The organism is Streptomyces sp. DH10 (genome assembly GCF_029813805.1).
GTDB lineage: Bacteria > Actinomycetota > Actinomycetes > Streptomycetales > Streptomycetaceae > Streptomyces > Streptomyces coeruleofuscus.
This window is the reverse complement of sequence record NZ_JARVKU010000009.1, coordinates 276,620-296,336: the sequence shown is the minus strand read 5'-3', so window position 1 is coordinate 296,336 and position 19,717 is coordinate 276,620. Positions and strand designations below refer to the sequence as shown.

Below are 19,717 nucleotides of genomic sequence, written 5' to 3'. Positions count from 1 at the left end.
CCGGCCGGCTGCCGGGTTGATGCCTGCTGCACCTGCCGGTCTGGTCGATGCGCTCGGTCGGGTACGGCGAGAGCGCGCCAGGTCCTCCGGCCGGAGCGTCCAGCCGGGCTACGGCGTGGCGCCTCCCCGATCGACGCGCTCCGGGGGGGCATTGGAGTGGCGGGCGAACGGCCCGGTGGCGTGGCTCCCGCACCGGCGCGCGGCGCTTCCTAGGGTCGGCGGGGGTACGGCACGGGGCCGACCGTCGGAGCACACAGGCGGGTGAGTCATGGAACGGATGACGGCCGGATCGGCGACGAGCGGCCGCGGGCCGGCCGGGAGGTGGTCCCGGCGGCTGGCCGCTGCGCTGGGACTGGTCCTGCTCTGCGCGCTGCCCGCCGGGGCGACGGACGCCGTCCGGGCCGGTGACGCCCGCACGCCCGTCGGCCCGGCTCCGTACGTGTCCGACTACGGCGGCAATCGGGTGCTGACCCTGTCCGCGTACAGCGGTGAACAGGTCACCGTCCCCCTCGACGGCCTGGTGCGTCCGACCGGCATGGCCTGGGACGCCGCCGGCCGGCTCTACGTGTCCGACACCGGCAACAACCGGGTCGTCGGCCTGCCTCCGGACGGCGGGGAGCAGTCGGTCGTACCGGCGGGCGATCTGTCGCGCCCGCTGGGGCTCGCGGTCGACCCGGCCGGGAACCTGTACATCGCCGACAGCTTCAACGACCGGATCGTGAGGGTGGCCGCCGACGGCGGGGGCCGGACGGTGCTGGCCACGGAGGGACTGCTGCACCCCTGGGGGCTGGCCTGGGCACCCGACGGGCATCTGTACGTCTCCGACTTCGTCAACGACCGGGTCGTCAGGGTCGCGGTGGACAGCGGCGGCCAGCAGACCGTGCCCACGACGGGCCTCTCCCAGCCGACCGGGCTGGCACTCGGCACCGGCGGCGACCTCTACATCGCCGACAGCGGCAACAACCGCGTGGTGAAGGTCGCCACCGGAAGCGGCCGGCAGAGCACCGTTCCCGTCACCGGACTGAACTCCCCGCTCGGACTCGCCCTCGACGGCAACGGCCACCTGTACGTGGCCGACGGGTTCAACAACCGCGTGGTGCGCGTCCGCGAGACAGGAGGAGGACAGGTGACACTCGGCTTCACGGGCCTCAGCACACCGACCGGTCTGGCCTTCCCCCCTGCCCCGGACAGCCCGGGGTACGGACAGGACTGACAGGGCTCGAGCCGCCTGTTCGCAGCGGCGCCGACTTCGCTTCCCCACCAAGAGCCTTGAGTATCAGGGCGGCGGTGCGGGGTAAAGGCAGTAAGGACCAGGCCGACGCCACCCTGCGTGCAGCGGTGACCACGGCGAGGCTCCAATACGCCGGAGCGCTGGAGCAGCAGAACCGCATCGCCCAGCGCACCGCGTACGTCGGGTTCTTCGCCGCCACACACGCCTTCCGGCAAGCACTACGGCGGGAGGTCCCGGGTCGCGCGAACCCCGACCCCTTCCGCGAGGTACACCGCGCGCTCCGAGATGCCTATATCGCCGTCGAACTCGAGGGACCGCCCTCCGTCCTCGCCGCAGCTGACGCTGTCGTCGGCGCCGGTTTCGGAGTGACCCAGTTCGTCTACAACGACGCTGACCTGATGGAGACCTGGCGAACCCTGCACATCGCTGCACAGAGCCAGCAGCCTGCCGCCGTCGCCCTCCAGGCACTCCGCGACGTACAACGCGTCGTCGCCGAGACCTCACCAGACCAGCGCAAGACGCTGACAGAAACCAACAACCGCTCTGGCCGAGATCACAACGATGATCCGCAGTCCCCGGCCGCACGTTGGAGAGCCGCCCGGCAGCAGGCACGACAGACGGCACACGCCACTGGGGGACTCCTGACAGACGATCAGGCCGAAATTCTACTCCTCGACGTATCCACTTTCCCGAGCAACGCCCTGGAAAGCGTCATGCATGTCTCCCTCGACTTCGAGCAGGCTGCGGATGCCCTCGTCCAGACCGCCCGGAACTACCTCAACGACACAGCACCGGAAATCTGAATTCGGCGGTTGTCTACGGTCGCGCAACTCCCCAGGGTTTATGGTCACGTAATTCCCCAGGTGGTGGTTTTGGCAGCGTTCGAGTACGGGGAGTCGCGTGATCAGCTGACTAGTAGTCTGCGGTCATGTCTGATCCCGTCCCCTTTGCCATGCCCACACGTTTCGACTGAGGCCGAGATCGTGTTGCAGATCGAGGACCCGGCCGGTGGCGCGACGGATCTCCGCTACCGCGTGCGCCATCGCGCTCTGCATCCGCACACCCAGGACGTCCAGCTTCAAAAGACCGTAGCCGTCGAGCTCGATGTCGTCCTTGTCGGCCTGCACCATCGGGTAGCCGGCCGGAGTCGGCTGCACCGGCAGCCGGTTCAGGAGCGATGCATCGGACAGGGGCACCCCGCACGGGTGCATGGCGTAGCCACGGGGCAGCGCGTCCAGGCCCTCGGCGAGCTCCCACAGCGGCCCGAACCTCCCGGCCTGCGCGGCTAGTTGCCGAAGCTTGGGCGTGTACGATGTGTTCCCCGACCGGTGGGCACGTAGCTGTGTTTCCGAGTGTGCCATTCCACTGACCGTCGATGGTGTCTCCGCTTGGGGGCCATTGCGCGGTGCGAAATTCGGTGACTTCTTCGCATCGATTTTCCCTTGGTGGTGCGCTCAAACATCGCTCCAAATGCTCGACTATTGCGCCAGGCGAAAAGAGAGTTGACGGTGAATGCGGAACATCATTGACTCATTCCTGAGTTCATTACCGCCATATCACCAAGTCGTGGCTCGACAAGAACGGCAACATCAGCCACTGGTACGGCACCTGGCACCACGGCAATACCGCCAAGAGGGCTGGGTCAAGCTGGCCTGCGCCGACCCGCGCGCCTGACGACCCAGCCTTGGCCTCTCCCAGGAACAAAGGAGCATATGTTGAAGAAGCATCTAAGGATACCCCTGGTCGCCTCCACCCTGGCTCTGGCGATGTTGGGGCTCAGTGCGGGCACCGCTCAGGCCGCAAAGCACAACTACAGCGGCGCCAGAATCACCTTCTTCCCGAATGGTGAGGTTCTCCAGGTTGAGGACACCAGGAATGACGGCTGATACATCTACGTCATGGGCCAGTACGTCGGAACGAACAAAAACATCACGCCCTTCTGTAGTACCCGAGGCGTCAGCATGAAGCGCTGCGACTACGACATCAAGGAGGGCAAGCGGGTGAACTTCTTGGCCTACTCGATTAGGGGTTCGGATTGGAGGCGTCTGGGCGACTTCACCGAGACGGCCTGACGCCGTCAGCCGCCTTGAACCGCTCGGGCGATCGGAACGTCGAATGGCCGTTGGTCGCCATCAGCGTGATGTTGGCCCGCTGGGTTCGCCGTTCGACTCCGCCCCTACAACCCGTCCGTGCTCCCAGGCGGTGAGCGCCTGATTCTGGTCGTCATTCTCCTCGACGAGCCGGATGATCACGCTCTCGTCGCTGCCGTAGAGCCCGACCCAGTTGCGCCAGATCCGGCGGGCGGTGGTCTCGTCGGCCCACTCCCCGGTGACCGCCGGACCTTCTCTGGATGAGTGGTGTTGCCCGAAGCGGATAACGGCGCCTTCCTGCAGCTCAGCGCCAGGGCGCTGAAGGATATCGAGTGCAACAGGTGTGGTGCTATCGCTGGTTCAGGTGAGGTACCGGCCCGCTCAAGGAGACAACCGAGGGGCTACAAGGGCACACTGAGGCCGAGGCCCGGCGATGGCGCAGCCGCGAGCGCGGTGAGGCAGAGCGGCAGGTTCGCCTCGCACAGTCTCCAGCTGGGCTACTCGCCGTTGCCATTGACCTCACCTTGGACTCTCGAGTGGAGCTCGACGGCTAGTTGAGTTGATCTTGGTAGGTGTCGAGCAACAATCCGTCCAGCGGCCCGCATACCAGTGCGGCGTAGCGTAGCTGCGTCCCGGCTTCGGGCCCGAGTGGTCGTGGTCGGCTCCGTAGATCCGGCCGCGCAGCAGCTGCTCATCGTCGCTGTCCATGCCCTCCAGCCTGCGGTTGCGCTGCTGGACCTCGGGATGATCAGACGGTGAGTCGACCCCACATAGGCCTGGTTCCCGCACGTTCCCGAATGCGTCTCGCTGACGTCAGCAAAGCAGAGACCGCACCCCGGTTGTCTGGGGTGCGGTCTTGTTGGAGCGCCGGGCAGGCCTTGCACCTGCATCTCCCCACAGGAAGTGGGGCGTCTTTCCTTGGACCACCAGCGCGAGGCACACCTACAGTGTTCTGCGGCACGCTCAAGATCAATGTAGTGCAACCCTCACATGCTCCAGGGCCGCTCACCAGCGGTGTGTCACTCTCCGCCTGTGATCTCGATACGGCGGGGCTTGGCCGCTCCAGGATCTCCGCCTCCGCAGATACGACAGGCACACCGTTGCGGCCCTCGATGCAGTCCGTTCGAGACCGTCTGGTCAGTGGGTGGTGGTGTCTGCTGTGGTCTGGTCGGTGGCGCTGAGGGGCAGGCGGGCGGTGACGGTGGTGCCCTGGCCTTCGCGGGAGTGGAGTTCGGTGGTGCCGCCGTGGTTGTCGATGATGGTGCGGACGATGGTCAGGCCCAGTCCGGTACCGGGGATGGCTGCTTCGTTGGCGTTGGAGGCGCGGAAGAAGCGGGTGAACAGCTGCTTTTGCTCGGGGGCGGGGATGCCGATGCCGGTGTCGCTGACGCTGATGACGGCATGGCCGTCCTGCTGGGCGGCGCGGACGCGGACCTGCCCGTCTTGGGGGGTGAACTTGACGGCGTTGGAGAGCAGGTTCATCAGGACCCGGTCGAGCTGGTCGCTGTCGGCTTCACAGACCAGGGGCCGGCCGGGGCAGTCGGCGTGGAGGTGGACGGATGCGGCGTCGGCGGCGGGCCGGATGGCATCGACCGCGGAGGCCACCAGATGGCACAGGTCGACCGGCTTCTTGCGCGAGGTGTACTTGCCGGACTCGATCCGGGAGAGGGTCAGCAGGTCCTCGATCAGTGTGCGCAGGCGGTGGGCGTTGCGGGCGACGACGTCGAGCATCTTGTGCTGGGGCTCGGTCAGTGGGCCGGTGTCTTCGTCCTTGAGGAGTTCGATGTAGCCGACGATGCTGGTCAGCGGGGTGCGCAGTTCATGGGAAACGGTGGACAGGAAGTCGCTCTTGGCGCGGTCCAGCGCGCGAAGTTCCTCCACGAGGCGGGTTTCGTTCTCGTAGAGCATGGAGGTGTGCAGGGCGCGGGCGACGCCGCCGGCCATCGATTCCGCTGTTTCGATCTCCACGCTCTCCCAGGGGCGTTCGGGGCGGGTGCGGGCCAGGCAGATCGCCCCCAGGGGTTCGTCGGCGACGCCGAGCGGGACGACCGCCACCGCGTGCAGGCCCAGCCGGGCCGAGGCCGCACGGTTGGCCTCCGGCAGACCGATGTCACCGAAGGAACCAGGGGCGCCGGGCACCGGCCGGGTGTCGGTGAGGTAGCCGGACAGGTCGGGGACCACCCAGGTTGTTCCCCGGCGGTAGTGGTCGCGGACAACCTCAGCGGGAATGCCCGGTAGCGCCTGCTGCTCGTCGGTGTCGAGGATGCCCCGCTCGGCGGACCAGGCCCGCGCGACGGGCACCAGCGGGCTGTCGCCGTCACGAAGCAGGAGAAAGACGTAGTCGGCGTCCAGGCCCTCACCCATCCCGGCGCACACGTTGTCGAGTACGTCCTCCACGTCCAGTCGCTCGCGGATGCGCACCCCCGTCTGCCGGGCGATCTCCCCCAGCCGGCTGCGGTCCTGCTCGATTCGGCGCAGGCGGTCGCTTTCATCCGCTAGCTGGTTGACGGACTCGGCCACCGCCCGCAGCTCATGCGGCCCTTGTGGCCGGACACGAGTCGAGTGCTCACCGGCAGTCAGCCGGCCAAGCGCCTGCTGGACCTGTCTTAGCGGATGCACCACGCTGCGGGTAATGCGTCGTGCCGTGTAGAGGGACAAAAGGAGGGCCGCGGCGACCAGCGCGGCGAGCGCCGCGGTACCGGCGGTGACGAGTGTGTCGGAGCGGTCCTGCAGCCGCTGGATCTCACTGCCGAGCTGGGCCTGCAACTGCTGATTGGTGTCAGCGAATCGCTCGAACGCGGCACTGCCCGTGCGGGCGAGCTTCACTGCCTGCTCACTTCTCGGCGACGCCTTGGCCTGCCGATCGGCGATCTGAACATAGGCGGCCAACTGCCGCTGCTGGCTGTCGAGATTGCCGTCCACCCCGGGCGTGGCGTGGCGGCGCACCGCGTCCAGGAGGCCGGGATAGCGGTCGCGGGCCTGGCGGTAGTCCTCCAGCAGGTCACGGTCGCCGAGCAGGAGGTAGCCGCGGACGGAGCGCTGCAATCGAACCGCCTCGTTGTGCAGACGCATGTTGGCGGCCCAGGCCGGCTGCAGACGGTCAGCGATGCGGTCCTGCACGGTGTTCTCCATGACCGCCCCGGTCACCGCGCCCGCCCCCACCAGGGCGATGAGTGCGGTGAGGACGCCGAAGGCGATGCCCAGGCGCCGTGCGACGCTGTCGCGGTGCGGTCGCAGCACGCTCCTGGTCTTCATCTTGTCGTTGCTTCCGGCAGGCATTAGCGGCTGGCCCTGGCGAGCACCGCCTCGACACGGCGGGCGAGTTCCCTGGGGCTGAACGGCTTGGTGATGTAGTCGTCCGCGCCCGCGGCGAAACCCGCCTCCACGTCCCCTTCCTGAGAGCGTGCGGTGATCAAAAGGATCGGCAGCGCCGCGGTCTCGGGATCGGCACGCAAGGTGCGGCACACGTCCAGCCCGGACATCCCCGGCATACGGATATCCAGCAAGGCAAGATCTACTTTGTGGTCCTGGACGGCCTGCAGCGCCTGCAGGCCGTCCTCGACGGCCGTCACCTCGTGGCCGCCCTGCGTCAGCTTGAATCCGACCAGCTCCCGGATGTCGGCGTCGTCGTCCGCGATCAGCACACGGGCCATCAGTCCTCCGGGGCCTGGGACGTCCGGTAGGAGTCGACGAGCCGCGTCACAGATGCACGACCGAACGGCTTGTCCAACAGCTCCGTCGCCAGATACAGCAGATCCTGCGGATCAAGCACGGAAGAGACGACCAGATGACATCTCTTGGTCCGCTCGTCCGCGCGCAGCCGGCGCACGATGTCCCGGCCGTCGATATCCGGCAGCAGAATGTCGATGATCACGATGTCCGGAGGATCCGCGACCGCCAGTTCCAGGCCCTTCACGCCGGACTCCGCGGCATCCACCCGGCACCCCAGCGCCCGCAGATGCTGCTCCAGCAGTACCCGGACGTCCAGTTCGTCCTCGATCACCAGCACATGCGGATGTGCCACCACGGCCTCCTGTCACGGGAGCAGGAACTCTCAAGATCAATGTCACATCGCTGGACACATACCGCATCCGCACCGCAGGTTCCGCCCCTGGACGGCGGCGCGCCGACGCACGACACACCCGGCGGTCCGGGACCACGTTCCTTAGAGTCACCCGATTCATTCGGACGGGTTCGGCTGGCCCTTGGTGCAGGATCTGGCGCTGGATGTGCAGGTCAGTATCGTGCCGAGCGGCAAGACGGTGTCGGCCGTCCTGCCCTTGCCGTATTGAAAACAAGTCATCGGATTTGACGCCCCGCGTGTCCCCGGCCGGGCTGTGCGCGTTGAACAGGTGACACGACGCCTCGTGACGTGTCGGCGGTCCGGGATCTGCTCTCCCCGGCGCGGGCCGGGCCGCACCCCTCACCGGATGAACCGGCCGGTGACGACGGCCCCGGGATGTCATGGCAGGTAACCCGGGGCCGCCGTCGTGGGTCAGGCGACAGGCCAAGCGCGGCCGCGGCCACCATGGTCCGCCCTTCAGGCGTGGGTTTCAGGCCGGACGGCGCACCGGAGTGGATTCCACCCGATGCGCACCACCGTGGCCTCCACTCTCCGAGTGGACTCTAAGGGATCTGCTCTGCCGGAACCGACGGTATGGCGGCCACGCGATCCTGCGGTTCACACTGCGCCAGCCGCCGCCAACAGCGCCACCGGGAACAGCAGTGTCCATTGCGGCAGGCGCAGCAGTGGTTTCGACCAGCTGGCCGCCAGGGACACGATGAGAAACACGCCGGAGTAGGCCAGGAAGTGGGCGGCCAGGAGCCAGGCGATGGTGTCACCGCCCGAGCGGTTGCCCAGGGCCAGCCAGATCAGGGCAGCGGCGGCCAGAATCAGGTCGGCCGTGACCATGTGCCAGACGGCGTGCAGCACACGGCGGGGCTCATCGGGCAGGTTGCCGGCCAGCAGTGGCCGGACGACATCCCGACCGCCCGCCATGGCATGGATGGCTGCGACCGTGCCGGCCGTTGTGCCAGCGGCGAGGAACCAAGCGTTCATCGGGTCTCGATTCCGCGGCCGACGATGGCCGCCAGTTGCGTGGCCAGCCGCCGGCTGGGCTGCTCGCCCACCAGGCCGACGTGGAAGAAGACAGCGCCTGCCAGCGTGTCCAACACCAGGTCGACCGGCAGCCCGGGGTTGACCTCCCCGCGCTGGACAGCTCGATCGAACACCGGTACCAGGCCGTACTTGGCCGGGGCCAGGAAGTCGGAGCGAATGCGGACCTGCAACTCCGGGCTGGCGGCGAAGTCGGCCAGCAGGCCCGGCAGGGCAGCGGCCGCGGCCGGGGTGGAGAACTCCTGGATCAGTGCCTCCAGCAGGGCGGTGAGATCGCCGGTCAGGCTGCCGGTATCCGGTGCTGGAGCTGCTTCGGTCTGGGTGAAGACCGCCTCGTACACCAACTCGGCCTTGCCCGGCCAACGGCGGTAGATGGTGTCCTTGCCAACGCCGGCCCGAGCCGCCACCGCACCGATGGAGGTGGCGGCGTAGCCGAGTTCAGCCACCAACTCGGCCGTGGCCGTCAAGATCGCCTGATGGGCCCGGCTGTCCCGGGGGCGCCCACGCGGGGCACTGCGAAGCGTCATGCGATTAACGATACAGGACGACCCGTTTGGTTAATGCGCCAGGTCCAGCTAGCCGAGAGGAGGCCGCCCCCCTTCAGCAGGTCGCCGACGCGGCGATCCAGGTGACCGGAGCCTCGGGCCGCGGCCCGGAAACGGCGCTGTCCGCCCTGCTTCCGCACCGGCAGAGCGGACCGGATCCTCGAGCTGCACATCACGTCGGTCGCGCGACGGGCCCTGCGCACGACGCAACTGAACAGGCAACGTTTCTGCTGTCGGCCACGGCACGCGGTCGCTGGTCGCGTCGTGCCGTGACCAGCAGGTGATCTTGTAAGCGGATCACGCGGGAGCTCAGAGCTACAGAACTGATCCGATCAGGACGCCTGCCAGACGGTGCCCCGTGCCTCGTACTCCAGCATGTTCTCCACACCTGTCACGGCATCCGAGCCGAGTTCGCGTTTCACCAGCCACAAGCCCCGCCGGTTCAGACGGTGTCCTCGAACGTCACCCCCTTGGTCCGGTAGTCGTTGACGACGCCCTGCACTTGGGCGGGAGTCAGCACCTGGTCCTTGAGGTGGTACACGTAGTCGACCCTCTGGTCGTAAGCGCGCGACCGCTTGCTGTTGGTGCCCAGAAGGTCGAGCAGCCAGTGGTTGAAACGGATGTCCATCGACGTCTCGGGCAGGTATGGCTCCGTGTGGGAGGCGAAGAGCCTGCCGTCGATGTAGTAGTTGATGCGTTCAGTGTCAACCGTGATGACCAGGTCGTGCCAGCCGGCGAAGCTGGCGCGCTCCTGGGTGGTGACGGCGACGGACTGCCAGGGGTCCTCCTGGTACGTCTCCCACGAGGTGGCAAGCAGGGCGCTGCCTGGGATGCCCCATCCACCGTTGGGCAGGTACTCGAAGTCGAGCTCGCCGTAGTCCGGGTCCATGGGGTAGTTCAGCGGCGCGATGGTGAAGAACGTCTGCACCATGCGGTCGCCGTCCGGTCCGAACGCCGGGGCGTCGCTGAACTGGACGCGTGCGGCATAGGTGCCGCGGTGGAACTTGCGCTGGTGGTAGATCTCCGTCTGCGTCGTGCCGACGGCCGTGCCGTTGCTGCCGGAGCGGAGCCTCATGATCGAGTTGCCGGACTCGGTGGCGAAGGTGATGTCCTGCGGTCGCCAGGTGGCGCCCGGAACACCGGGCCCGCCCTGACCGGACTTCAGGGTCCAGCCGCGCTGGGTGATCAGCGGATCGGTGTAGCCGGTGTAGTTGAAGTCGTCGAACAGCGCCTGCCCGACGACGGGTTGCGTGACTGCCGCGCTTTGGGCGGCATCGGCTCGCCCGGGGAGGGCGGCAAGACCTGCGCAGACCAGTCCGGTCGCGGCAAGCAGAGCGGTCTTTTGGCGCAGGGGCACGGCGAATCCGGTCATGGGTGGACTGCCTTTCGTGGGGGGCGGCAACGCGCGTGGTGGCCGCAGTCCGCATGCGCAAACAACATGCGGCCCAGATGCGGGTTGAAACGCGCCGAGCGTTGCACATGACAACTGAACCGCTGTCAGGAGACTGGCACAGGAAAACCTACGCAGAACAGGGCCTGGTGGCCGGATCACCCGAATGCCTGACGCGCCGTCACACCACGAACATGTGAATTATGAGTCTTCCTTGTCGTCTTCAGCAGGTCGTCTTGTTCGACATGCTGGCTGAGCGCACCCCGTACTCCAGGAGTCGGGTCAGCCCTCTGCGAAGCAATTGCCAGATAGGGGGCAGGTCAGGAGGTAGGGACCTGGCTGGCCAACCTTCGCAGGCCCGGCGCCCTGGACGGCCACCCCGAGTGGAAAGCCGCGCTGGAGGCCATGGATGAGCACTGGAACCCCCAGTGGCCTGCTGACTGGCAGCGCCACTACGCCGCAGAGGGCAACAGTCATGCCGGGCCCGGAGGCCAGCGGCACCATTGCGGAACCGCGAAGAAGATAACCGAGGGGGGAGGCCTCAGGCGGCACCTCGAACCCGGCCGCCGGCCTCTCCACCACGGTTTGAGCACAGCCCGGAGCGCTGGCAAGTTCGGCTATGAGGATTGCCGTGTTACGGCGAAGAGTGCCCGGTCGGTCGGCAGGCCGGCGGCGTCGAAAGCACGATGCCGCCCGAGGTGCTCAACGTGCCCCCCGCTACAGGTCTCCCGCAGATACTCGGTGAGCCAGGCGTCCGGCGTCGGCAGCATGGCCGGAAGACCGAACGACTCTGGCATCTCGTTCTCGCCGCTGTCGAAGAACATCACTTTGCCGGTTCGGGCCCAGATTCCCCGCACCAGCTGTGCAGCGGTGGTCAGGCCCTGTTGTCGGACCAGGTGATGCCACAGGGACAGCATGAGTGTGCAATCGGTCGCCGGCAGGAGGCAGAGAGTGTCAAGCCGAAGCTCGAGCTCCATCACTGCGACGTTGTCCAGCTGGTTGCGTCGCACGGCTGTCGTCGTCGTCCGGACATACTTCGGTACGGATTCAACCGCGACGGTCGGCACTCCACGGCTGGCCAGTTTGATCGGGTAATAGCCGACGTTCGCGCCGACATCCATCGCGCTCTGTACGCCCAGCCGCTCGATGACCGGCTCCATGGCCACCCAACGCGACCTGCAGCCCACCGCTCGCTTCGCCTTTCGAACCGGAAGGCCGGGCACTGGCTGATACAGCCCATCGGGCAGACAGTCGAGCCCGAGGCGGACCACATCGATCACGCCATTAATTCTGCGGCGGGCACGGTGCATCAACCCGGACACCGGGATCCCCTGATGGATGCGCACAATGCGCGTCGAAACCTGAGTCCTGTCCGTTTGGCCCATGGTCACCTCGACTCAGCCTATGAAATGCCCTGCGTCCGATCCATTGGGTGGACGACACGGACATCAATCGAATCACCCCAAACAGTAGCGAGTGAACCGTATCGCACCATAACTGAAGGAGAGGGACAGCGACGGCATCAAGAAGCCGCTGTGGCGCACCCGCTGACGACCGCTGCTCCCCAGCGTTCGTCAAGGCTCGTGCGAAGTCCGCACACCCGCTTCACGCACAGCAACCTGGACCGCTCCGTTCCCGGCGAAACCGCACGCCCGTAAACGCCACGGATCGCAAAGCAGCGTCGAAGCCCCCCGGGCGCGGCGATGATTCGAATGCGGTCAGAGGCGGAAGATCCGTCGGGCTTTGCCGGACAGGAACAGCTCGGTGGCTTCCTCGTCTGAGGGCTGCCCCCTAAATGATCTTTTGACGTGTTGGGTGACCAGCTGGTTTCTGCGTCACCCGGCAAGGACGAGGTTGTGCAGGCGGGCGATGCCGAGCATGGCGTGGTGAACGCCGTCGCCTTTCAGCCGGCAGTCGCGAAGGATCTTCCAGCCCTTCATCGGGCGAAGACGTGCTCCACGCGGGCGCGGACTTCCAGGCCGGGAGGGTCTGGCCGCGCTCGCGGCGGTGCGGGGTGACCAGGCCGGTGCCCCGGTAGCCGCCGTCCGCGATGACCGTGGTCTTGCCGACGGCGTCTTTCGCGCCGGACAGCTCCCATGCCTTGCAGTCGTTGCGGTTGCCGGGCAGCGGCCGGCCGACGGCAATGACGAGCCGGGTATCGGCGTCGATGACGACCTGGTGGTTGGTGGAGTACCGGTAGTTCTTGGACTACTCGGCGATGGTGTGGTCGCGGGTGGGGACCAGGGTGCCGTCCACGATCAGCACGGTGTCCTTGCGGAACCGCTTGCGCTGCTGGAGCGCGAGCGCGGGCCCGAGGTGGTCGATGATGCGGTCGGCGGCCGACTTGGACACCCCGAACAGCGGAGCCAGTTGGCGCAGGGTCAGGTTCGTCCGCCAGTACGCGGCGGCCAGGAGCACACGGTCCTCCAGCGGCAGACTCCAGGGCCGGCCCTTGCGCACCGCCGGGGTCCGCGCCCTCACGCCGCAGAGCGGTGATCAGCTTGCCGAACTGGCGCGGGCTCAGCCCGGTGAACGGGGCTATCCAGGAGGGCTCCGACGCCGTGATCACACCAGACACCGCAAGATCATCTCACCCGTCACCAGCAGTTACGGGACAGCCCTTAGGAGGCGAAATGAGTCTGGCAATGCGATTCGTGACATCTGCCCTCGGTACGGCTGTCATTGCAGCGATCATCGGGGCGGTGGCCACTGCAAGTGGCCACCGTGAACGTTCGCGGTCACGGCATGAGGAACTCGGCACGGCAGGCACTTGAACCGCAGCGGCGCCGGGACAGAACATGTACGCCACAAGAAGGCGTCGGAACATCGAACACGAGGTGGGTCACCGGAGATGAACAGCACTGGATCGGTGACCGACCTGGCGCCCGGGGCGTTCGCCGTGGATTCCAGGGTCCCGGGTGCCGCACCGCGAGGATTCGATGCCTTCCGTCGTGGATGGCAGACGCAGATCGGCGATGTCTTCCCCCTGCCGGCCTTCAGCCCGGCCACGATCGCCGACTTCCGGCTCAAGGGATCCGTCGCCCGGGTGCGCGATGTGGTGATCGCTGATCTCCACATGGCGTCGGCCACCCGGATCGCGGACCCCGCGGGCGGCGATCGGGACCTGGTGGAGATCCACGTATTGCGGCGCGGCGCATGGACGTTGGGCGGCCTGCCCGATCGCGACGAGCACACCGTATCGACCGGGCAGTTCCTTTTCCGGCACTTTGGGCGGCAGATGCCCTTCGAGACGGCGCCGCACACCACGGCGCAGTTCCTTTTCCTGCCCTCCGCGACGCTCAGATCCCTGCTCGGGAACCGGACTGTCATCGGGCCGGCGGACTCGGCCGAGATGCGCCTGCTGACGGCCCACACGCGCATGATCCAGAAGACGGCCACCGATCTCGGCCCGGCCGGTGTGCACGCCGCCCACAGCACCCTGATCGAACTGGCCAAGGCCGTGGCGGTGCGCCGCTTCGACGACGTGGAACCACAGTTGGCTCCCGCACTCACCCGGGCCGCGAAGGACCTCGCCAACAGCCATCTCGCCCATCCCGAGCTGTCCCCGACGATGCTGGCACGCGAGCTCAACGTCTCCGTACGCACCCTGCAGCGGGCATTCGCCACGGTAGGAGAGTCGGTGACCGCCTACATCCGCCACCGGCGGCTGGAAGAAGCCCGGCTCGCCCTCACATCGCCATCCGGCCGGTGGAGCGTCTCGGAGCTCGCCGCCCACTGGCACTTCGTCGACAGCAGCCACTTCATCCGCGCCTTCAAGAAACACTACGGCCAAACGCCCACCGAATATGCCCGCTCGACCGGATCGGCCGCACGCTGAACCGACCTGAAGCAGCGCCTGACACATGAACTGACCGAGGACGATCATGAACGAAGACCCCGCCCGCTTCTTCGGACAGTCAAAGTACTACGGAGCGGCTTTGCCATCTTGGTCACCATGGGTCAACGAGACCGCTCCAGTCCCCTGGCTGTGCACCACAACTTCAGCGACGATGAAATCGAGCACGGACTCAAAGCTGTTCGCCGCTACGCCAGTTTGGCACTTGGCGTTCGCGACGCGTCCCAGCCCAATGAGCACTGTGCATCGTGAAGTTGCAGGTCACGGGGCTGGCGTGCGCCGGGCTCGGGATGCTGTCGCGGGCGGATGACTTCGGGGAAGATCGCCGGTCAGCGGGAGACTTCGCGGTTCGTCAGGACCAGCATGGCCCTCACCAGGCGGTCGCCCACTTCGGGTCGGTGCGGACCTTCCGGAGGACCCGCCGGTTCTTCAGGTGTGCGAAGCCGTGCTCGACCGGCGCCCGGACCGCGGCCAGCGCCGTGCTGGACAACTTCTGACCACGTGTCAGAGGAGGGTTCCGGGCGGCCTTGTAGCCGGTGTGCAGTGTTCACTCGGGCTCAGCACGGCCCACACCGATAACGCCGACGTTCTCGGCTGACTGGACACGCGCGGGTGGATGGCTGTTTCCACGTGCCCCTTCTGTGCTCGACTGATCAAGCATCGCGTGAACCAGGAACCGGATGAAGGCCGTACTTATCCACGGACAAGTTGTCCGTGGCAACCGTGCGATGCAGGAGAGATGACCTGCCTGTCGTCATACAGCACCGGATGTTCGTTCCATGTCATCCACAGCGCTGCGGTGCTCCGAGGCGACGCCTCGCGCTGCGAGCAGGGCGTCAGACTGGGCAGCGTCAAGCGGCCGCACGACGATTTCGGCGACGAGCGGCGCTCAACAGGGATCCAGTGACCATGCGGCATCGGGGCGATCCTGCCTGCGATGACAACGAGTGCACCTGCGCGAGCTGCAGCATGAAGGTGTTGCGCAGCCACGGTTCGAGCTGCTGACAGTGCTCGAAGGAGTCAAGGAGCAGGACAGTGCCGGATTGCACGCACGCCGGAGCGGCGGGCCTCCTCGACGCAGCGCGACTCCGCGCCGAGGAAGCGGACGTCGAGATGCACCACGTTGCGGCCGGCGAGTTCCGCCTGACCGGGCGGCATGACGCAGCAACGTGGACTTACCGATACCTCCCGGGTGTACAGGTACGCAACAAGGGGAGCGTCTGCCGCTGCCGACAGCATCCGGTCGAACATGGCTCGCTCCGGTTACCGGGCCACCGGCGCATCGGCTCGTGTCTGCCGCCAGCCTGTCCGCCAGTCCCCTCACACCCAACGCCGCTTTCCTCAAACAGGTCGCGGTTTTCCAGTCCGGTCAGATGCGCCCGGCGGGCCGGGGCGGGGCAGACAGGAAGGGGAGCAGCTTGCGGGCAAAGGCATCCGGACGTTCCTCGGGCACGAAGTGGCCACTGCCCGGGATCACTGCGCCGGTCAGGTGCGGCGCGGCCGTGTTCAGACTGTCGGCGAGTCGGGCACCTGTGCTGTGCTCGCCGCCGACCGCGAGTACGGGCATGGGAAGGGTTCCTCCGGTTTCGTGCCAGGCCCGGTTGACGCGGCCGTCGTCAAGGAGGGTGCGGTAGTGCGCGAAGCCGGCGCGCAGTGCCTCGTATCCGCGGTAGGAGGAGGCGATGGTGTCGACCTCTTCCGGCGGGAAGGTTCCGGGTACCGCGGACAACCAGTCGAACCACCAGGTGAGGAAGTCGCTCTCCCGGCCTTCGAGGAGCAGCTCGGGCAGTTCTTCGGTCATGAAGAGGCCGAAGTGGAACAGACCGCCGGAGGCCACGTCCATCGCCTGCTCCAAGCCGAAGCCGGGGAGGGCGAGTTCGACGAGGACGAGGTGTTCGACTTCCTCGGGGTGACGGCGGGCGTAGGCGAAGGCCACCATGCCACCGATGTCGTGCCCGACGATGCGCACGCCGCCGTGGATGCCGAGCTGGGCGAGGAGTTCGCGCATGTCCTCTGCTTGTGTGTCCTTGTCGTATCCGTTCGGGGGACGGTCAGAGGCACCCATGCCGCGCAGTTCGGGTACGACGACGCGGTAACCGTGCGCGGCGAGGGCTGGCATGAGGTGTCGCCAGGCCCGCCATGTCTGGGGCCAGCCGTGCAGAAGGAGTACGGGTGCACCGGACCCGCCGACCACGGCATGCAGCCGGGTGCCGTTCGCCCTGACGGTGATGCTCTCGAATCCGTCGGGGAGGGGTGTTTCGTCGCTCATGGGATCACCTGGGGCTGGGGCGAAGAGAAAGACCAGGAATTTCTGTCCGTCAGGGCCGGCCGAGCCAGCGGCGAGCTTGGTCAGTACCTGGTCGGTGGAGGTGACGCGGGCTCCGGTGCGCTCGACGGCGCAGCGGATGCGGGCATCGTTGGGTGGTCGGCGTTGTTGAGGGCAGGGTGGACGGGGGCAGTTCACCGTGCCGCCCTTGTGGCCGGTGAGAAGCAAGACGCTGCTCTGAAGGAAGGAAGGACCCTGACGGGTACAGCCGGTGCCGTTGTGCCAGGAGTGCTGCCCGGCCCGAGGACACGGAGTGGTCAGGTCTTCCGTGCGAGGGCTTCGCGGACTGCGGGTACGACTTCGGCGGCGAACGCGCGGATCTGCTGGCCGTGGTCTCGTTCGGGCCAGATGACGAAACCGTTCATTCCGACGGTGCGCACGAGTGTGACTAGGTGCTCGGTCCACTGGACGGCGGGCCCCTGGAACGGGCCGGCCGACTCCGGTTGGATGACACCGGCGATGTTGTAGACCCGGCGGATCGTGTCCGGATCGCGGCCCGCCGCCAGAGCTGCGTCGTCGATGCGGCGGACGGCCGTGGGCAGTGCGTCGAGTCCGAGGTAGGCATGCGAGGGAAGCCAGCCGTCCGCTTTTGCACCGGTCAGGGCCAGCATGCGGGGTCCGTACGAGCCCAGCCACAGCCCCAGACCGGGGGCCCGGCGCCGGCCCGGGGTGGACGCCGGCGAGCGAGTAGTGCGCGCCGTGCGTCCGCACACTGCGCTCGCCACTCCACATGGCCCGGATGACGGTGATCGCCTCGTCAACTGCGTCGACGGCCTCCTTCGGCGTGCGACGGGAGCCGCCCATGGCCTCGATGGCTTCCCAGAAGGCGCCGGCACCCAGGCCGAGCTGGACCCGGGAGCCGGTCAGTCTGTCCAAGGTCGCTACAGCCTTCGCCAGCACCGCCGGCGGACGCAACGGCAGGGAACTGACCGTCGGGACGAGCGTGACATGTCGCGTCCGCGCGGCCAGGAAGGTGAGCAGTGTCCAGGCGTCGTCGAACGCCGCTTGGTACGGGTGGTCCTGGACGGTGAGAAGGTCGAGGCCGAGACTGTCGATGAGTAGTGCCTGCTCACTGGAGCGGCCGACGGGGAGGGCCTTCGGCTCTACGTTCGCGCCGAACAGGACAGGGAGGGGCATGAAAGTCTCCTGAGCGACCGGCGCTTGCTCGATGTCGGCCGCGGTGGTCGGGAGCGGGAAAGGGAACGGGCTCGCCGTCGGCTCGGAGGCAGTGCCTTCGAGACCGGGCGGCAGTCAGGAATGGCGGCTGTTCCGGCACGGGCACTCGGGTCCGTGAGCGGTTCAGCGCGGCGGGCCGAGGATGCACCGCCGTAGAGTTCTGATGCTTCCGCCACGAGGGATGTGGGGATGTCCGTTCTCTTGGAGGTCGGCGGGGGAAACTGGTTCCTGAAGGCCGGGGGGCGGGCCCCGCAGGGTGGGGCGGGCCCGGAGCCCGCCCCCAGGGGTTCAGACGGCCGTGGCGGCGCGCTTGCCCAGTTCGAGGGCGTGAAAGAAGGTCCGGGCACTCATGCCCATGGACGGCACGTTCTCCTGCATCAGCCGCATACGGTGCGGGGCGTCGTGGAACTTGGGGTCGAGCTGGAACTCGGCGGCCAGGGAGAACCAGGTGACCGGTACTGCGCCGGCTTGGACCATTCGCTGCACCGCCGCGTTGTGTGCCTCGAGCGAGGGGCTGGCGGAGGCGTCGACGGCCACGTGCACGCGGTAGCCCTCGCGCAGGCCGCCCAGCACCGTCTGCAGCACGCATCCGTCCGTGGCGATGCCGCCGACCACCAGGTTCTCCCGGCCTTCCTGCCGGACCGCCTGGGCGAACGACTCGTCCAAAAAGGAGTTGAAGTCGACGGCACGCTCGATGACCGGCTGGTCACCGATGGCCTCCAACAGCTCCGGGTACAGCGGGCCGGACGGCTTGCTCGACTGGCCGTTGGTCACGACCAGACCGCTTTCGTACCACTTCGCCGTCTTCGCCAGGCCCACGACGTTGTTGATGTGTTCAGCGAGGTTGTGGGAGCGCAGAAGGTTTGCGAAACCGACTGCGTAGTCGACGAGAACGACGGTGGTGTTGGCGGGGGTGAGGGGCTCAGGAGTCATGACATGACTTCTTTCTGATCAAAGAGGAGGACAGCGGCGCGTTGCCGGCGATTCCAAGTCGTTGCCGACGCGCGGCGCCCGGTCATACGTCCGACGCATGACCCTCAGCGGCGGCAACGACTCCTTGTGGCTTGTGGGCCGTTCAGCTACGGGGCATTCAGCGGCCGATGTCGTCCAGCTCGGTCAAGTCCTCATGCGAGAGGGACAGTCCCGCGCCGGTGATGTTCTCGCGCAGGTGCGCTGTCGATGACGTGCCGGGGATGAGCAGGATGTTCGGTGATCGCTGCAGCAGCCAGGCCAGTGCGACGGACATCGGTGTCGCCTTCAATCGAGCGGCGACCGTCGAGAGCGCCGAGGACTGGAGCGGGGTGAAGCCCCCGAGGGGGAAGAAGGGCACGTACGCGACGCCTTCGGTGGCGAGCCGGTCGATGAGCTTGTCGTCGTGGCGGTGGGCAAGGTTGTACATGTTCTGTACGCACACGACCGGCGCGATGCTCTGTGCCTCGGTGACCTGTTCCTCGGTGGCGTTGCTGACCCCTAGGTGGCGGATCAGGCCCTGCTGCTGGAGTTCCACGAGCGTCTCGAACGCCTCGGCGAGCGAGCCGGGCTGGGGACCTTCGGCGTTGCCGAGTCGGAGGTTGACCAGGTCGAGTACGTCGAGCCGGAGGGACGTGAGGTTGTCGTGGACCTGGCGGCGCAGATCTTCGGGTCGCCGGGCCGTGGGCCAGCCACCCTGTTCGTCGCGGGTTGCGCCCACCTTGGTCACGATGTGCAGCGACTCGGGATAGGGGTGCAGTGCCTCGCGGATCAACTCGTTGGTGACGCGCGGCCCGTAGGCGTCGCTGGTGTCGATGTGGGTGATACCGAGGTCGACCACCGCTTCGCGCAGAACGGCCAGGGCGCCCTCGCGATCGGTGGGCGGCCCCATGACCCACGGGCCGGCCAGTTGCATGGCGCCGTAGCCGAACCGGGTGACGGTCAGGTCACCCAGAGTCCAGGTGCCGCCGGGAAGAGAGAGGGAGGGTGTGCTCATGCCGCTGCCTTTCGTCGTGCA

The 19,717-nt window shown here is 67.2% G+C and carries 15 protein-coding genes, 1 tRNA gene and 4 pseudogenes; 4 read left to right on the top strand and 16 right to left on the bottom strand.

Annotated features, from left to right (window positions below; translation table 11 throughout):
- Window positions 1–268 precede the first annotated feature (268 nt).
- Window positions 269–1,213 (top strand): virginiamycin B lyase family protein, encoded by a 945-nt coding sequence (locus QC385_RS21035; protein ID WP_279542836.1) that lies wholly within the window; start codon window positions 269–271, stop codon window positions 1,211–1,213.
- Window positions 1,214–1,338: 125 nt separating this feature from the next.
- A complete protein-coding gene (locus QC385_RS21030; protein ID WP_279542835.1) occupies window positions 1,339–2,034 on the top strand; it encodes a hypothetical protein in 696 nt (231 codons plus the stop codon).
- Between the two features lie 186 nt (window positions 2,035–2,220).
- Here the strand turns inward: QC385_RS21030 and QC385_RS21025 are convergent.
- Window positions 2,221–2,610 (bottom strand): annotated as a pseudogene (locus tag QC385_RS21025) (DNA polymerase III subunit alpha); the annotation flags it as partial.
- Window positions 2,611–2,943: 333 nt separating this feature from the next.
- Between QC385_RS21025 and QC385_RS21020 the strand changes: the two are divergent.
- Window positions 2,944–3,117 (top strand): hypothetical protein, encoded by a 174-nt coding sequence (locus QC385_RS21020; RefSeq protein WP_279542834.1) that lies wholly within the window; start codon window positions 2,944–2,946, stop codon window positions 3,115–3,117.
- Between the two features lie 1,064 nt (window positions 3,118–4,181).
- Here the strand turns inward: QC385_RS21020 and QC385_RS21015 are convergent.
- The 9 genes and pseudogenes from QC385_RS21015 to QC385_RS20970 form a co-directional block, all read right to left on the bottom strand.
- A tRNA-Gly gene (locus QC385_RS21015) sits at window positions 4,182–4,254 on the bottom strand.
- A gap of 204 nt (window positions 4,255–4,458) precedes the next feature.
- Window positions 4,459–6,576 carry an ATP-binding protein gene (locus QC385_RS21010; protein ID WP_279542833.1) on the bottom strand — a complete coding sequence of 706 codons (2,118 nt, stop codon included), beginning with the start codon at window positions 6,574–6,576 and terminating at the stop codon, window positions 4,459–4,461.
- A gap of 23 nt (window positions 6,577–6,599) precedes the next feature.
- Window positions 6,600–6,974 carry a response regulator transcription factor gene (locus QC385_RS21005; protein WP_279542832.1) on the bottom strand — a complete coding sequence of 125 codons (375 nt, stop codon included), beginning with the start codon at window positions 6,972–6,974 and terminating at the stop codon, window positions 6,600–6,602.
- The gene (locus QC385_RS21000) at window positions 6,974–7,345 is read right to left on the bottom strand and encodes a response regulator (protein WP_279542831.1); all 372 of its coding nucleotides are present in this window, start codon (window positions 7,343–7,345) and stop codon (window positions 6,974–6,976) included. The genes QC385_RS21005 and QC385_RS21000 overlap by 1 nt, the downstream gene beginning before the upstream one ends.
- A gap of 657 nt (window positions 7,346–8,002) precedes the next feature.
- A complete protein-coding gene (locus QC385_RS20995; RefSeq protein WP_279542830.1) occupies window positions 8,003–8,380 on the bottom strand; it encodes a hypothetical protein in 378 nt (125 codons plus the stop codon).
- Window positions 8,377–8,964, bottom strand: a complete 588-nt coding sequence (locus QC385_RS20990; protein WP_279542829.1) for a TetR/AcrR family transcriptional regulator — start codon at window positions 8,962–8,964, stop codon at window positions 8,377–8,379. The genes QC385_RS20995 and QC385_RS20990 overlap by 4 nt, the downstream gene beginning before the upstream one ends.
- 460 nt (window positions 8,965–9,424) lie before the next feature.
- On the bottom strand, window positions 9,425–10,354 hold the full coding sequence (locus tag QC385_RS20980) for a glycoside hydrolase family 16 protein (RefSeq protein ID WP_336621311.1): 930 nt from the start codon (window positions 10,352–10,354) through the stop codon (window positions 9,425–9,427).
- Window positions 10,355–10,989: 635 nt separating this feature from the next.
- Window positions 10,990–11,763: a hypothetical protein gene (locus tag QC385_RS20975; protein WP_279542828.1), complete on the bottom strand. Its 774-nt coding sequence runs from the start codon at window positions 11,761–11,763 to the stop codon at window positions 10,990–10,992.
- A gap of 444 nt (window positions 11,764–12,207) precedes the next feature.
- A pseudogene (locus QC385_RS20970) lies at window positions 12,208–12,950 on the bottom strand (transposase).
- 273 nt (window positions 12,951–13,223) lie between these two features.
- Between QC385_RS20970 and QC385_RS20965 the strand changes: the two are divergent.
- Entirely contained in the window at window positions 13,224–14,210 is a 987-nt protein-coding gene (locus QC385_RS20965) for a helix-turn-helix domain-containing protein (protein ID WP_279542827.1), read from the top strand.
- A gap of 347 nt (window positions 14,211–14,557) precedes the next feature.
- On the opposite strand, the pseudogene QC385_RS44265 reads toward QC385_RS20965, so the two are convergent.
- From QC385_RS44265 to QC385_RS20940, 6 genes and pseudogenes are all read right to left on the bottom strand, one after another.
- Window positions 14,558–14,766: pseudogene (locus QC385_RS44265) on the bottom strand (IS5/IS1182 family transposase); the annotation flags it as partial.
- Between the two features lie 482 nt (window positions 14,767–15,248).
- A complete protein-coding gene (locus tag QC385_RS20960) occupies window positions 15,249–15,386 on the bottom strand; it encodes a hypothetical protein (protein ID WP_279542826.1) in 138 nt (45 codons plus the stop codon).
- Between the two features lie 211 nt (window positions 15,387–15,597).
- Window positions 15,598–16,497 carry an alpha/beta fold hydrolase gene (locus QC385_RS20955; protein ID WP_279542825.1) on the bottom strand — a complete coding sequence of 300 codons (900 nt, stop codon included), beginning with the start codon at window positions 16,495–16,497 and terminating at the stop codon, window positions 15,598–15,600.
- 314 nt (window positions 16,498–16,811) lie between these two features.
- A pseudogene (locus QC385_RS20950) lies at window positions 16,812–17,691 on the bottom strand (LLM class flavin-dependent oxidoreductase).
- 327 nt (window positions 17,692–18,018) lie between these two features.
- Window positions 18,019–18,663 carry an isochorismatase family protein gene (locus tag QC385_RS20945; RefSeq protein WP_279542824.1) on the bottom strand — a complete coding sequence of 215 codons (645 nt, stop codon included), beginning with the start codon at window positions 18,661–18,663 and terminating at the stop codon, window positions 18,019–18,021.
- 157 nt (window positions 18,664–18,820) lie between these two features.
- Complete coding sequence (locus QC385_RS20940; RefSeq protein ID WP_279542823.1) at window positions 18,821–19,696, bottom strand: aldo/keto reductase family oxidoreductase; 876 nt, start codon at window positions 19,694–19,696, stop codon at window positions 18,821–18,823.
- Window positions 19,697–19,717: the final 21 nt, after the last annotated feature.

Bases quoted from the DNA above. Each gene is read 5' to 3' on its own strand.
- QC385_RS21035 (WP_279542836.1), top strand. From the start codon at position 269: ATGGAACGGATGACGGCCGGATCGGCGACGAGCGGCCGCGGGCCGGCC.
- QC385_RS21020 (WP_279542834.1), top strand. From the start codon at position 2,944: ATGTTGAAGAAGCATCTAAGGATACCCCTGGTCGCCTCCACCCTGGCT.
- QC385_RS21010 (WP_279542833.1), bottom strand. From the start codon at position 6,576: ATGAAGACCAGGAGCGTGCTGCGACCGCACCGCGACAGCGTCGCACGG.
- QC385_RS21005 (WP_279542832.1), bottom strand. From the start codon at position 6,974: ATGGCCCGTGTGCTGATCGCGGACGACGACGCCGACATCCGGGAGCTG.
- QC385_RS20995 (WP_279542830.1), bottom strand. From the start codon at position 8,380: ATGAACGCTTGGTTCCTCGCCGCTGGCACAACGGCCGGCACGGTCGCA.
- QC385_RS20990 (WP_279542829.1), bottom strand. From the start codon at position 8,964: ATGACGCTTCGCAGTGCCCCGCGTGGGCGCCCCCGGGACAGCCGGGCC.
- QC385_RS20980 (WP_336621311.1), bottom strand. From the start codon at position 10,354: ATGACCGGATTCGCCGTGCCCCTGCGCCAAAAGACCGCTCTGCTTGCC.
- QC385_RS20965 (WP_279542827.1), top strand. From the start codon at position 13,224: ATGAACAGCACTGGATCGGTGACCGACCTGGCGCCCGGGGCGTTCGCC.
- QC385_RS20960 (WP_279542826.1), bottom strand. From the start codon at position 15,386: ATGCCGCCCGGTCAGGCGGAACTCGCCGGCCGCAACGTGGTGCATCTC.
- QC385_RS20955 (WP_279542825.1), bottom strand. From the start codon at position 16,497: ATGAGCGACGAAACACCCCTCCCCGACGGATTCGAGAGCATCACCGTC.
- QC385_RS20945 (WP_279542824.1), bottom strand. From the start codon at position 18,663: ATGACTCCTGAGCCCCTCACCCCCGCCAACACCACCGTCGTTCTCGTC.
- QC385_RS20940 (WP_279542823.1), bottom strand. From the start codon at position 19,696: ATGAGCACACCCTCCCTCTCTCTTCCCGGCGGCACCTGGACTCTGGGT.